At 54.0% G+C, this 14,302-nt stretch carries 11 protein-coding genes and 1 tRNA gene; 9 read left to right on the top strand and 3 right to left on the bottom strand.

What is annotated here, in order from left to right:
* Positions 1–74: 74 nt before the first annotated feature.
* From plsB to ACIDEJ_RS11705, 6 genes are all read left to right on the top strand, one after another.
* The gene (gene plsB / locus ACIDEJ_RS11730) at positions 75–2,504 is read left to right on the top strand and encodes a glycerol-3-phosphate 1-O-acyltransferase PlsB (protein WP_411988252.1); all 2,430 of its coding nucleotides are present in this window, start codon (positions 75–77) and stop codon (positions 2,502–2,504) included.
* Positions 2,504–3,751, top strand: coding sequence for a tryptophan permease (mtr, locus tag ACIDEJ_RS11725; RefSeq protein ID WP_411988251.1), 1,248 nt, complete (start codon positions 2,504–2,506; stop codon positions 3,749–3,751). Before plsB ends, mtr begins: the two co-directional genes overlap by 1 nt.
* Positions 3,752–3,865: 114 nt before the next feature.
* A tRNA-Gly gene (locus tag ACIDEJ_RS11720) sits at positions 3,866–3,939 on the top strand.
* A gap of 323 nt (positions 3,940–4,262) precedes the next feature.
* Positions 4,263–5,174, top strand: coding sequence for a GGDEF domain-containing response regulator (locus tag ACIDEJ_RS11715; protein ID WP_411988250.1), 912 nt, complete (start codon positions 4,263–4,265; stop codon positions 5,172–5,174).
* An 8-nt stretch (positions 5,175–5,182) separates the two neighbouring features.
* The gene (locus ACIDEJ_RS11710) at positions 5,183–5,776 is read left to right on the top strand and encodes a LytS/YhcK type 5TM receptor domain-containing protein (RefSeq protein WP_411988249.1); all 594 of its coding nucleotides are present in this window, start codon (positions 5,183–5,185) and stop codon (positions 5,774–5,776) included.
* A 17-nt stretch (positions 5,777–5,793) separates the two neighbouring features.
* Positions 5,794–8,874 (top strand): response regulator, encoded by a 3,081-nt coding sequence (locus ACIDEJ_RS11705; protein ID WP_411988248.1) that lies wholly within the window; start codon positions 5,794–5,796, stop codon positions 8,872–8,874.
* Between the two features lie 79 nt (positions 8,875–8,953).
* Here ACIDEJ_RS11705 and ACIDEJ_RS11700 read toward each other — a convergent pair whose 3' ends face one another.
* The 3 genes from ACIDEJ_RS11700 to ACIDEJ_RS11690 all read right to left on the bottom strand — a co-directional run bounded on the left by ACIDEJ_RS11700 (position 8,954) and on the right by ACIDEJ_RS11690 (position 11,445).
* Complete coding sequence (locus ACIDEJ_RS11700; RefSeq protein WP_411988247.1) at positions 8,954–9,970, bottom strand: ribonuclease T2 family protein; 1,017 nt, start codon at positions 9,968–9,970, stop codon at positions 8,954–8,956.
* A 162-nt stretch (positions 9,971–10,132) separates the two neighbouring features.
* Positions 10,133–10,630, bottom strand: a complete 498-nt coding sequence (greB, locus tag ACIDEJ_RS11695; RefSeq protein WP_411988246.1) for a transcription elongation factor GreB — start codon at positions 10,628–10,630, stop codon at positions 10,133–10,135.
* 35 nt (positions 10,631–10,665) lie between these two features.
* Positions 10,666–11,445 carry a TOBE domain-containing protein gene (locus ACIDEJ_RS11690; protein ID WP_411988245.1) on the bottom strand — a complete coding sequence of 260 codons (780 nt, stop codon included), beginning with the start codon at positions 11,443–11,445 and terminating at the stop codon, positions 10,666–10,668.
* A gap of 169 nt (positions 11,446–11,614) precedes the next feature.
* Between ACIDEJ_RS11690 and modA the strand changes: the two genes are divergently transcribed.
* The 3 genes from modA to modC are packed head-to-tail and all read left to right on the top strand — an operon-like array spanning position 11,615 to position 14,175.
* Positions 11,615–12,382 (top strand): molybdate ABC transporter substrate-binding protein, encoded by a 768-nt coding sequence (gene modA, locus ACIDEJ_RS11685; RefSeq protein WP_411988244.1) that lies wholly within the window; start codon positions 11,615–11,617, stop codon positions 12,380–12,382.
* Positions 12,383–12,394: 12 nt separating this feature from the next.
* A complete protein-coding gene (gene modB, locus ACIDEJ_RS11680) occupies positions 12,395–13,093 on the top strand; it encodes a molybdate ABC transporter permease subunit (RefSeq protein WP_411988243.1) in 699 nt (232 codons plus the stop codon).
* Positions 13,087–14,175, top strand: coding sequence for a molybdenum ABC transporter ATP-binding protein ModC (modC, locus tag ACIDEJ_RS11675; protein ID WP_411988242.1), 1,089 nt, complete (start codon positions 13,087–13,089; stop codon positions 14,173–14,175). Before modB ends, modC begins: the two co-directional genes overlap by 7 nt.
* Positions 14,176–14,302 lie beyond the last annotated feature (127 nt).

The following is a 14,302-nucleotide window of genomic DNA, read 5'->3' as shown; positions in this document are numbered from 1 at the left end:
ACTGTTGGATAAGCCTTGGCTTATTCTGGTATTCTACCGAGTTATTGATTGGGGTTTAGATGCTATAAAAAACGATGTCCAAACACGACTCACTCTGGCGCTCTTCGTGGCGCTGGCTGCAGCGGCAGCTGGTTCATTCTGTGGTGGTGCCACAGGATCCATTCACTGATTTGAATCTGGATCCCTCCAAACCCATGGCGTATGTCATGAAAACCGAATCCCAAAGCGATATTGCCGCGCTGGCGGACGTTACCGACAAACTGGGGCTGCCAAGCCCTTATGAAACGCTACAGGTGAACGGCGTGGCGTTGCCGCGAGTAGTATGCCTGGAAGGTGCCAAGCCGTTGCTGGGCGCCCGCAAGGACGACATGCCGTTTCTGCACTGTTTTACCCAACTGCTCAATTTGCATAAATCCGACAAGACCCTGGACATCCAACTGGTGCCGGTGAGCTTGTATTGGGGGCGAACCCCCGGCAAGGAAGACGACACCATGCGGGCGGCGGTGTTTGAGCGGGAAAGTCCCACCTGGCTGCGCAAATTCTGGATGATCCTGTTCCTCGGGCGGGACAATTTTGTGCAGTTCTCCAATGCGGTATCGTTGCGCTGGATGGCGGATCAGCACGGTACAGACAAAGCCATTGCCCATAAGCTCTCCCGGGTGGCGCGGGTGCATTTTCGTCGCCAGCGTAAGGTGATGACCGGCCCGGTATTGCCTAATCGGCAAGCCCTGTTTGCCGATTTGCTCCATAGCGATGCGCTGCAAAAAGCGATTTTGGAAGAGGCCGGCAGCAAAAACATCCCGGAGGCGGAAGCCAGAGCCCGGGCAGAATCTTATCTTGATGAAATTGCCGCTGATTATTCAGACAGCCTGATCCGCATCAGCAAACGGTTGCTGACCTGGCTGTGGCATAAATTGTACTGGGGCATTTCCATTCGCGGCGCCGAACATGTGCGGCAACTGCACCGCGACGGCCACGAAATCGTGTATGTGCCTTGTCATCGCAGCCACATGGATTATCTGCTGCTGTCGTACCTGTTGTATTTTGAAGGCATGGTGCCGCCCCATATTGCGGCGGGCATCAACCTGAATTTCTGGCCCGCCGGGCCAATTTTTCGCCGTGGCGGCGCCTTTTTCATCCGTCGCAGTTTCAATGGCAACAAGTTGTACACCACCGTGTTTAAGGAATACCTCGGGCAGCTGTTTGCCAAGGGCTATTCAGTAGAATACTTTACCGAAGGTGGACGCTCCCGTACCGGGCGGCTTCTGGCGCCCAAAACCGGCATGCTGGCGATGACGGTCAACTCCGTGCTGCGAGGCATCAACCGTCCGGTCACGCTGGTGCCGGTGTATCTGGGGTACGATCACGTGATGGAGGTGGCCACTTACCTCAAAGAGCTCAGTGGTCGCAAAAAGCAGAAAGAGTCCGTGTGGCAAGTGCTTGGTGCAGTACGTAAGCTGGGCAATTTTGGCCGGGTGTACGTGAATTTTGGCGAACCCATCAACCTGCAACATTTCTTAACCACAGCGGCACCTAGCTGGCGGGATGAAACGTCAGAAGATCCGGAGCAGAAACCGTTATGGCTCACCCCGGTGGTGAATGATCTGGCCAATCAGGTGATGACCCATATCAACGATGCCGCAGCAGCAACAGCGGTATCGCTAACCAGTCTGGTGTTGCTTTCCACCAAACAGCATGCGCTGGAGCGGCAACAGCTTGAAGCCCAGCTGGACTTCTATCTGGAACTGTTACGTCAGGTGCCTTATACCGGATTCAGTTCGGTCGCCGATGGCAACGGCCAGGAGTTGCTGCGCCAAGGGATAGCGCTGAACAAATTCTGTGTGGCAAATGACGGCCTGGGGGACATTGTGTCACTGGATGAGCGCGTAGCCATCACCATGACTTACTACCGCAATAACGTGCTGCATTTGTTTGTGGTGCCCGCATTGCTTGCCAACTGCCTGCTCAAGCTGCAATTGACCAGCCGTAATCAGCTGCAGGCGGTACTGCAGCCATTTTATGCCCTCTTGCAGGCAGAGCTGTTTTTAGGGGAAAAATCGCCACAGGCACTGCAACAATATAGCGAGCAGGTGTTACAGCGTTTTGTGGATGCAGGTTACATGAAGCCAGACACCCTGGCAGTGACTCCTCAAGGGGTAAATGCCCTGGCACTGCTGGCAGAAACCATGGGCGAAACCCTGCAGCGTTATGCCATCATCTTTAACCTGTTATCCGCCAGTCCCCGGTTGGAGCGGGGCGATCTGGAAAGCGAAAGTTACCTGCTTGCCAGTCGCTTAGGGGCACTGCACGGCATTACCGCACCGGAGTTTTACGACAAAAAACTGTATGCCACTCTCAGCATCCGCCTAAAAGAGCTGGGGTATCTTGAGGGGGCAGACAGCCAGCAACGCATCCGGCAGATGCGCGATTACACCAATGCACTGTTACAAGCCGATGTGCGTAAAACCATTGAGCACAGCATTCAGTCCAGGCAGGAGTCCTAATGAGCAGTACTGAGGTTAGCGGCAAAACGCCGTCGTTACTTGGCGGCGCCATGATTATTACCGGCACCACCGTGGGGGCGGGCATGTTCTCCCTGCCGGTGGTTGGCGCCGGCATGTGGTTTGGGTACTCGGTGCTGATGCTGCTGGGCGTGTGGTTTTGCATGTTGATGTCCGGACTCTTGCTGTTGGAAACCAATTTGCATTTTGAACCCGGGGCAAGTTTTGACACCCTCGCCAGCCGTACGCTGGGGCAATTCGGACGGGTGCTCACCGGTGCTTCCATCGCCTTTGTACTGTATATCCTCACTTATGCCTATATCAGTGGCGGCGGCTCCATCATTAACCATTACCTCAATGGTTTGGGGTTGGCTCTGCCACAAAGCGGGGCGGCGTTACTCTTTGCCATCGTGCTGGCGCTGATTGTTTTCATCAGCACCAAAGCGGTGGATAGGGTGACGTCTATCCTGATTGGCGGCATGGTGATAAGTTTTGTGCTGGCCATCGGCCATCTGTTTACCGGCGTTGATAGCGGCAAACTGTGGCAACCGGACGGCCCGCAACAGTTTGTGCCCTATTTGTGGGCCGCCATTCCTTTCGGTTTGGCCAGTTTTGGCTATCACGGCAATGTGCCTTCATTGGTGAAATATTACGGGCACCGTCCTGCGCTGATTGTGAAAGCGCTGTTTGTGGGCACGTTCATCGCGTTAATCATCTATCTGGGATGGCTGGTGGCTACCATGGGCAATCTGCCCCGCAGCAGTTTCAGCGCCATTATCGCCCAGGGCGGCAACATGGGGGTACTGGTGGAAGCTTTGGGCAAAACCGGCACTTCTGCGCTGCTGGACTCCATGCTGACCCTGTTTGCCAATCTGGCCGTGGCATCGTCCTTTCTTGGAGTAACCTTGGGGCTGTTTGATTACGTGGCCGATTTGTTCGGCTTTGATGACAGCCACAGTGGCCGCATCAAAACCGCGTTGGTCACCTTTGTACCGCCTTTGGTCATGGGGATTTTATTCCCCAATGGCTTTTTGGTTGCTATCGGTTTTGCGGCGTTGGCGGCCACCATCTGGGCCGTCATCGTCCCGGCGCTGATGGCGTACCGTTCGCGGCAGTTGTTTCCACAGGACAAGGGCTTTCAGGTACCCGGCGGCACCGCGCTGGTGGTGCTGGTCATCGCTTTTGGGGTGATTACCGCCTTGTGCCATTTGTTGGTCATGGCCGAAATCTTGCCGCAATTTCGCGGATAACGCAGATAAATTGAGCGGTTAACGCCGGCATTGGCAGCGGCAGCGGGAAGTTACTTGACTTTGCGCTTAAAGTCAGTAAGTTATGACGTCACTGCTAATGCAGTCCTCCTCTTTGCGGGTGTAGTTCAATGGTAGAACGGCAGCTTCCCAAGCTGCATACGAGGGTTCGATTCCCTTCACCCGCTCCAAGTATCCCAAAATCAATATCTTGTGTATTAATCTTGTTGATTTTGTCGTTATTTGCCTCGTTTGCTCAACCCGGTAAATGTTCTGCCATATGTCGGGCGTATCCTTCTCCAAGTCAGCTGACCTTGATTTTTGGGCATACTGCATGACTGACACAGTCTTTCCCGGCAAGGCCCGTGCAACGCTTTGATTGTTAGGCTGACAAATGGCGGGTATCAACAATCGTCCCTCGCATTGACAGTCATGGCAACTGTCTTCTATATCTCTATAGAGACCAAATCAATCCACCCAAAAATGGCATCTTTTCCAGAAAAATTACTCAGTTATGCAAAAAACACCGAAAATACTGATTGTGGACGATGAGCGCTTCAATCTGAACATGCTCAACGGGCTGCTGAAAAACGATTACAAGATCATGGTGGCCATTAATGGTGAGCAGGCATTGAAAGCGGTCAATAAGGCACTGCCGGATCTTATTTTGCTGGATATCAACATGCCGGGCATGGACGGTTTTGAGGTGTGCCAAAAACTCAAGCATGATCCGCTGACAGAAGCCATTCCGGTGATTTTCATCTCGTCCTATTCTTCGGCGGCGGACGAAACCCGGGGCCTTGAAATCGGCGGCGCTGACTACATCACCAAACCCTTCAACCCCAGCGTGGTGCTGTCGCGGATTAAAACCCAGATCCGGCTTAAATTGCAGGCGGACCTGTTAACCCAGTATGCCTATAAAGACGGTTTGACACAGGTCCTGAACCGGCGCTCTTTTGATGAACGACTATCTTACGAGTTGCAGCGTTGCAGCCGGGCGTTATCTGACTTCAGCCTCATTCTTATCGATATTGATTTCTTTAAAAAATACAACGATCTCTATGGCCACCAGCAAGGGGATTACTGCTTACAGAAAATTGCACAGACGCTGACGTCCGTCTGTCGGCGCCGTTCCGATCAGGTCGCCCGTTACGGTGGTGAAGAATTTGCCATGCTGCTGCCCGATACCAATCTGCAAGGGGCTAAAGCGGTGGCCGAAGCCACCATCAAGGCCGTCGGTGATTGCCAAATCCAGCACAGCGGGGGGGCCTCATCGCAGAAAATCGTGTCCATCAGCCTCGGTATCGCCCATATAAAACCTGATCAGCACATTACCAGTGAAGACGTTATCTCAATGGCGGACAGGGCGCTTTATTCTGCCAAACTTAATGGTCGCAACCGCTACGAAGTGGCTACACGGGGGTAATTGGCATTATGGATCTGTATCTGGATTTTGTGTTCAGCGCAATTTTGTTGCTCGGGCTGGTGGCGATTTACGAATTTGCCTCCAACTCGATTAAGTTTCCCAACCAGTACGTGGAATACAGCACCTCGGGGGTGGCGTTAGGCCTGATGACCGTGATCATTTTGAGTAACCCCGTGCATGTGGACAAGGGCATCTTTGTGGATACCCGTTGGGTGTTATTGAGCTGCGCGGCCATTTTCCTCAATTGGCGCATTGTGATTATCGGCGCCATCATCGGGGCCGCCTACCGCTATTATCAGGGCGGCATTGGAGCTCTGTCCGGCGTCATGAGCATTGTGACGGCCGTTACCATGGGTTTTTTGTGGCGCTGGTTGCTGTTCTCTTTCAAACTGCGCTTTCAGTGGTACCTGCATTACCTGTTTGCCTTTGCGCTGGAGGCCATGACGATTTATGTGATTTATCTTTTCATGCCCGAGGGGAAAGGCCCCCATGTGGCCAACATCATCACCCTGCCGCTACTGACGGTATTTCCGGTGGTCAGTACGCTGTTATCGCTGTTGCTGCAGCATCATTGGAAACGTGAAGTGCTTGCCTTTGACTAACTGAGCAGGAGCCATGCATGAAGATTCGTGAGTCATCAAACCGCGGACTGTTACTAGCGATTATCGCCACCGCTGGCATGGTCACCCTGTTTTTGATGCAATGGAACATCAGCCACAAATCACAGGCCATTGCCCAGCAATACAGCTTGGCAACCGACCTTTCCAACTATTTGCACCATTTGCGCTACCAGGAAATACAGCACCTGCGGGAATGGGCCAGCAGTCGGGGGCAAAACTCCGAGGCATTGCAGGAATATCATCATTTACGGAGCCTTATCGCATCTGATGAAAAGCTGATTGATGATTTTTTGCAGAATGTCGCCGGCAAATCGGATGTGGGTGAAAATGCCATCAAGCTTGAAGAAATCAATCAGTTGCGTGCCAACAGGCAACTGGCCGAACTCAATGAGCAGGTGGTGGCGCTGATAAGGAGCCAGCAATACGGTGAAGCAAACAAGCTCCTTAACGGGCTGGATTACAATAATTTGCTGAATACCGAGCTGGATAAAGTCGATGCCTTCAACAGCCGGCAAGTGCTGGAAAGGGATGAAGCCTACCAAGCGCTGGCGGACAAACAGAACAAACTCTTCAGCAACCTGATGATTATCCTGCTGGTGATTTTTATCGCCATGCACCTGGAGTTTTTCTCGCGGCGCAAACATCTTATCCAACCGGTCGAAGATCTCACCGATGCGGCGCAGCGGGTGGCTGATGGCGACTACACGGTGCGTATTGAGAAACAATCAGAAAATGAGATTGGCATGTTGGCGGAGACGTTCAACAACATGGCCGATTCCATCGAGCGGGACATTATTCGGCGTGATGAAAGCGAAAAGGAAACCTCCCGTTTGAGGGAAGCCGCCGAGGCCGCCAACCTCGCCAAATCAGAGTTTCTGGCCAACATGTCACACGAAATCCGCACGCCGATGAATGCCATTTTGGGCATGACCGACCTGGCGCTTGAAACCGGCCTTACTCCCAGGCAGCATGGCTACATCACCAATGTAAATATCGCCGCCAAAAATCTTTTGGGCATCATCAATGACATACTGGATTTGAGCAAGATTGAGTCCGGCAAGCTCAACATTGAAACTATTGCGTTCAATCTGGATACGCTGCTGGATAACCTGGGCTCCATGTTTGCCAATATCATCGAGGAGAAAAACCTCGAACTCTTTTTTGATATCGAGCGCCATACCCCACAACACCTATGCGGCGATCCACTGCGTATCGGTCAGGTGTTGCAGAACCTGATGAGTAATGCCAGCAAATTTACCCAGCAGGGGCACATCATCCTGCGAGTGCATGGCCACCCGCGCAAGGCTGGCGCCACAAAAATCGTCATGCAGTTTGATGTGATTGACTCCGGTATCGGCATTGCCCCCGAGCAGCAGCAAAACATCTTTAAGGCCTTTTTGCAGGCGGATGAATCCACCACCCGCCGTTTTGGCGGCACAGGCCTGGGGTTGACGATTTCCCAGCAACTTATCCAGCAGATGGGCGGTGAAATCTGGGTGGAATCCATGCCTGGGCACGGGAGTAAATTCAGCTTCACCCTGCCGTTGACCCTTGCCGAAAAAGCCGCTGATGCCAGTGTGTCCGGTGAGACGATGGACCTGAGCGCACTGCGGGCGCTGGTGGTGAATGACAACCCCCAGGCGCGGGACATGTTGACATCCATGCTGGGCAATCTTGGCCTGCAGGTTGCCAGCGTGGCCGCAGCCGATGAGGCTTATACCGCGTTGCGTGATGCCGATGGGCACGAGGCACCGTTTAACCTGTGCCTCATTGACTGCCACATGCCACAGGTTAACGCGCTGCAGGTGGCCCAGCAGATTGATGAACAGCTGCAGCTGCGGCACAAGCCCAAAATCCTGGTGCTTGGCGCTGCAGCATTGGCAGAAGCAGAGCTCAAAAAATACAGCCTCCACGGCGTTGATATACTCAGTAAGCCGATTAATCGTCGTAATCTTCGGCATGCCATCATGTCTGCTGCGGGCCATGACAATGCCCGTCAGCCCGACAGGTTTATCCATGAACTGTCCGGCCGTCAGCAGATGGCGCCCATTCGCGGCGCCCGGGTGCTGGTGGTTGAAGACAATCTGATTAATCAGCAAATAGCGCGTGAGTTTCTGGAGCAGGCCGGATTGCAGGTGGACATTGCCGTCAATGGCCAGCAGGCCATTGACATGGTGCAGCAACAACCCTACGAGGCGGTACTGATGGATGTGCAGATGCCGGTGCTTGATGGCTATACCGCTACCATCAAAATTCGGCAACTGCCTGGTTTTGAAAAACTGCCCATTTTGGCCATGACCGCCAATGTGATGACCGAAGACCGGGAAAAAGTGCTCAAAGTGGGGATGAATGATCACATTGGCAAGCCCATTGTGCGTGCCGAACTGTATCAAAAACTCTTGCGCTGGATACCCCACCGGGCAGACATTGCCGATGACGGTTTGCAACACGGCCAGATGGCAAACGCCACCACGGGCGGTTTTGACAGTATTGAGGGCATGGATGTGACCACCGCCTTGGCCAATACCGGCAACAATCCGGCATTTTTGCGTAAATTGCTCAAAGACTTTTTAACCGATCACCGCAACGACATTGAACGCATAAAAACCGCCGTTAATTGTGGGGAATATGAGCAGGCCTTGCGCATCAGCCATACCCTGAAAGGCATTAGCGGCACCCTTGCCACAAGCGAGGTGCACCATTTTGCCAAGGCGCTGGATCAAGCGTTCAGAAAACAGCAATTTGAGCAGACTGCAGACCTGATTGAGCCGCTGGCGCTGGCACTGGCATCCCTTTGCAAGGCATTGGATGCCTTGTTTGAACAGCCTTGTCTTAATGACGCCCCCGCCAAGCTTTCCCATCATCACTGCGAACACCTGTTAATGGCGTTACAGGCCATGCTCAATGACATGGACCCCAACTGTCTTGAGCTGTTGGAGCAGCTCCGGGCATTTCCCATTGCCAATAGCCGTTTGTTCACTCAGCTGGTGAGCCACGCCGAATGCTTTGAATTTGATGAAGCCCTGACAACCCTGGCAGAACTGCAAACAGAGCTGTTACCCGGCCATCAACCCCATTAATCCTAGGCACCATGGTGAGGGCAGAAGATGGGCAACCCGCGGCATACAAAGCCCAAGGTGTTGCCCCGTTATCACTTGCTTAAGGGCGGTCAATCCGGAAACTGCGGCCGCAATTGCCGGGGCGCACCGTGCCGGCCTCGGATAACAGCTGGGGCAGCGCGGCATTTTCAGTGGTGCTGGCCGGGAGTGAAATGCGGATTTCACTGAGCAGCTGTTTGTCACATTTGAGGGTGAGTTTATGTATGCTGTCCGCTCCGAATGCTTGCTGCCACGCGTGCAAAAAATCCTGCTTTTGTACGGTATGCCCAAGGTTTTTCTGTATAAACGCCATCAGTGGCGTTGCTGCATTCACCTGCTGGGTGAGCGCCATGGCCAGCTGGTAGTAGCTGTCTGGCCGGGTATCGCGGCAACGGCCGTGTTTCCACCACTCATGACGTTCAAGACAACTTCCGGCGGCATAGCTGGGCATGAGTTGTTTCAGGGCGCTGGCAGTTTCATCGCTGAGTTGTAGTGGCGGATAATCACAAAAATTGCCGGGTTTTTGTTTCACTTTGCCGCAATAGCCATAACCCCTGCTGCAACTGCTTTTGTTGGGCCACAAACCGTGGAGGGTGAAATGTCCTGCGGCATAACTGCTTCGGGTCAGCGCCTGACACTCGGGTTTGTTGGCCCCCCGCAATTCACAAAAGGCACTTTGCCAGGACAGTGCCAGGATTTGGCTGTCAAAGCTTTGCTGTAAGCCACACTGGTTGCCCGAGGGTGCCATGGCAAGATTGGGGGCGGAAACGTGGCCGCACTCTGCGGCAATCCAGCGCAAAGGCGATGTGGGCGCATTGGTGACAACCCTTAGCCAGTGCGGGTTGGGTTCTCCCAATATCTCTTTGACCACAAAGGTTTGCCCCGGGGTGCTGTAGTGGGCTCCCGGATTGGTCTGTTTGTTCTTTGACTGGTAGAGCGGGCATGAGCGGTCAGCCACAAAGCTGCCATTGTCCACGGGCGTGGCTTGCGCGGAAAAACAGGCCGCCAATAACAAGGTGATGGCCGATATCAGGCGAACGATGCCGCCGGCAGGTAAACGGTATTTAACATTTTGCATGGGTAATATCCGGATTTTTCATAACAGGCGCATGGGTAACCAACGCATTTTCCCTCAACATCCTATCAATACCACCGGCTGTGGACACAAATGTTACGTCTGCGCAGTTGTGTGATCCCATAGGCATCATGTGGCATTGTGGCAGGAATGTTCACATAGGCTTTATGGGGTGTCCTCCGGCTCGAAGGGCTGATACTGCACGGCATTCACGTACCACTCCTTCATGCCAGATGGGGTTTGCACCCTGACATCATCATCCACCTGCTTGCCTATCAATGCCCTGGCCATGGGGGAGTCGATGGTGATGTAGCCTTTTTTGGTGTCAATTTCATCCTTGCCCACAATGCGGTAGCGCACGATGGTGCCGGCATCGTTTTCCAGCTCTACCCAAGCGCCAAAATACACTTTGCCTTCCTGTTTGGGGGAGTAATCCACAATGGTGAGTTCATCCAGCCGTTTGGCCAGATAGCGCACCCGGCGGTCGATTTGTCGCAGCAGGCGCTTGTTGTAGGTGTAATCGGCATTTTCCGAGCGATCCCCTTGGGCTGCGGCTTCCTGCACTTTCAGGGTGATTTCGGGGCGGTATTGTTTCCAGAGATATTTGAGTTCCCGGTCAAGGGCTTCCCAGCCCTTGCGGGTGATAAGGTGTGCTTTGCTCATTGGTATCGTTTTATATGATGGCTATGCCTTGTGGGTTAATCCATGGTGGCGATGATGGTGTTGTCTGCGCTGAAGCTGGCGTAAAAATGATCCCCAAGCTGCAGCGGTATGCCATCGAGGGTGTTGTTGCCAACAGAGGCGTAGATTTTCTCGTGCCTGCCAATATCCAGGGTGATTTCACTTTTGTCATCGTTGCGTTTTACATCAAGCAGCTGGCCGCGAATGCAGTTGTGATGGGGCACTGGCTGGGGATGGATAAGCACGGCGGGTGCCTTTAACAGCAACAGCACTTTTTTGCCGGGTATGAGCCCCAGACGTTTGGTGCTGGTGTGGGTAATGGCGGCATGTACCTGTTGGCCGCTGCTCAGTTGCACCAGCACATTGTCGCTGAGGGTATCTCCCTGCAACGCCACGATTTCGCCGGTCAGCTGGTTGCGGGCGCTGGTTTTCAGCGAGAAGTGCGCCATCAGCTCCAGCAGGTTATCCATGGGCACGGCTTCATCCAGCAAGGCCTCCAGCGCCATATCCTGCATCTGATCCATCAGGGCATATACCTTGAGCAACCGCAGTCCAAAAGGGGTCAGCTGGGCCCCGCCTCCGCCTTTACCGCCTTTTTCCCTGGCAACCAGCGGGGCTTCTGCCTGCTGATTCATGTCGTTGACCGCATCCCAGGCGGCCTTGTAACTGATCCCGGCTTCCCGAGCCCCCTGACTGATGGAACCGGTTGCCTGAATCTGCAGCAACAACTGGATGCGCCTGGGGTTGGCAAACAGTTTTTGTTGGTTATTCAGTGTCAGTAGCGCTTTGAGATCCATAGCTCTTCTTGCCTGCTTGGGTGTTATCCACATTTTCGTTCAATCCCGGCGTAAAAACCACCTCGGATCACGAAACTGAGAGAATGAGTTGTTTAACGATATATAGTAGAGTATATAACGCATAACCTTCACACTCACACTTATTTGATCTGTTTAAAAAGGAAGCATAATGAAACCAATGATGCGCGTGTTCCTGGCATCTGCGCTGGGACTGGTATTAAGTTTTGGGGCAAGTGCCAAAGAAAAAATCACCGTATTTGCTGCGGCATCGCTCACCAATGCCCTGACTGACATCGGTCATGATTTTGACAAGGCCAACGGCACCGATACCGTATTCTCTTTTGCGTCATCCTCCACGCTGTCCCGGCAGGTAGTGCAGGGCGCTCCAGCAGAGGTGTTTTTGTCCGCCAACCAGAAATGGATGGATTATCTGGTGGAAAATCAAGCGGTGGACAGCGCTAGCCGCATCACGCTGCTGCACAACGCATTAGTGCTGATTGCGCCCAAAAGCAGCCCGATTAACGAGGTGAGCATTTCTGCCAGCTGGAATTTGCAAAAGGCCGTGGGCAGCAGCCGCTTGGCGGTAGGTGACCCTGATCATGTGCCTGCCGGCCGTTACGGCAAGCAATCACTGGAAAAACTGGGGCTGTGGGCACAGGCTGAGCCCTTGCTGGCACGTAGCAATAGTGTGCGGGCCGCCCTGGCATTGGTGGAACGCGGTGAAGCCCAGTTGGGCATCGTGTATGCTACCGACGCGCAGATTTCCAATAAGGTAAAAACCCTGGCGGTTTTCCCTGAAAAAAGTCATAAGCCCATCAGTTATCCGGTAGCGCTGGTCAACAAGCAACCCACTGCGGCGGCCAAGGCGTTTTATGACTATCTGCAAACCGATGCGGCTAAAGCCGTGTTCAGTAAATACGGTTTTATTCTTAAATAAATAGGTGCGGTTTTGGCGTTACTGACAGAGTATGAAGTCGCCGCCTTGCTACTGAGCCTGAAAGTATCCCTTACGGCAGTGTGTTGCAGCCTGCCGCTGGGGATTTTCGTCGCTTGGCTGCTGGCTCGTTTTGATTTTCCCGGTAAATCCCTGCTCGATGGGCTCATCCATTTGCCGTTGGTATTGCCACCGGTGGTGATTGGCTATTTGCTGCTGATTTCCATGGGGCGTTCTGGCTGGCTGGGGCATTGGTTGTATCAAACCTTTGGCGTGAGTTTCTCCTTCAACTGGCGCGGTGCCGCGCTGGCGGCGGCGGTGGTGGCCTTTCCGTTGATGGTGCGGGCCATTCGCCAGGCGTTTGAAGCGGTGGACACCCGGCTGGAGCAGGCTGCCCGTACCTTGGGCGCCGGCCGTTGGCGGGTGTTTTTCACCATCAGCTTGCCGTTGACGGCGCCGGGCATTGTCTCCGGCATGGTGCTGGCCTTTGCCCGCAGCTTGGGCGAGTTTGGCGCTACCATCACGTTTGTTTCCAATATCCCCGGTGAAACCCGCACCATCCCGCTGGCCATGTACTCCTTTATTGAAACGCCGGGTGCCGAAGCCCAAGCCGGGCGGTTGTGCGTCATTGCCATCGTGATTTCGCTGCTGTCGCTGGTGGCATCACAATGGCTGGGTAAACGGGCGCAACAGAGGGCACACGGTTCATGTTAACAATCAAGGTAAAACGGCAGCTGGGTGCCACTTTGCTGGATGTGGCGGCAGAGCTGCCATTGCAGGGGGTCAGTGCGGTCTTTGGTCGCAGCGGTGCGGGCAAGACATCGTTGATTAACATTCTGGGTGGGCTGGCCACACCTGACAGCGGGGAGATTCGACTGGGAGATCGCTGGCTGTATCATTCGGCCAAAAAAATCAATTTGCCGCCGGAAAAACGCAATGCGGGTTTCGTGTTTCAGGACGCCCGCTTGTTCCCCCATTATCGGGTACGGGGCAACCTCAATTATGGCCGTAAAGGCCAGCGGCAAAGCAGCGAGTTTGACACCGTGGTGCAGCTGCTGGGGTTGGAAAGCCTGCTGGAGCGTTATCCCACCAGTTTGTCTGGCGGTGAAAAACAGCGGGTGGCCATTGGCCGGGCGCTGCTGACCCAACCGGAAATCCTGTTGATGGATGAACCGCTGGCATCACTGGACTTGCCCCGCAAGCGGGAGTTGCTGCCCTATTTGCAGCGTTTGGCGCGGGAGTTCAATCTGCCCATTGTCTATGTTAGCCACAGTCTGGATGAGATTTTGCAGTTGGCCGATCACATGCTGGTGATTGACAAGGGGCGGGCGGTGATCAGCGGGCCGTTGGCCCAGGTTTGGGACAGCGCCGAGCTGCGCCCCTGGCTGAGCCAGCAGGAGCAGAGTTCCCTGTTGCAGGCCACGGTGGCCGAAACCCACGGGAATTACGCCATGACCCGCCTGCAACTGGATAACGGTGCCAGCTTGTGGGTGAACAAAGTGCTGCGTGATCAAGGCGAGCGCATCCGGGTAAGGGTGCACAGCAACCAGGTGTCCGTGTGTACCCAAAAGCCGGTGGGCAGCAGCATCCGCAACATCTTGCCGGTGACACTGGAACAGGTTAACGACACGGATAACCGTGATTATGTGCAATTGCGGCTGCAACTGGCGGGCACGCCATTATGGGCCAACATTACCCGCTGGTCGCTGGATGAGCTGGCGTTGCAGCCGGGGGCGGCCTTGTTTGCGCAAATCAAGGGGGTGAGCCTGACCGATGCCGATCTGGTGCATTCCTGATGTTTATCATTAAAAACTTAATAAAATGAAAGGGCTTGGTGAGCACGGCAATTAAATTCCTGTTACAAAGTCCCTGGGGCTTTTTTGCCGGGTGAACCGCTAAATTTTGGCGCGTTCGGCCCGTTTT

Origin of the sequence: Shewanella mytili (genome assembly GCF_046765975.1) — a bacterium.
Taxonomy (GTDB): domain Bacteria; phylum Pseudomonadota; class Gammaproteobacteria; order Enterobacterales; family Shewanellaceae; genus Shewanella; species Shewanella mytili.
The sequence above is the reverse complement of the archived record's forward strand: the minus strand, read 5'-3'. Positions and strand labels throughout refer to the sequence as shown.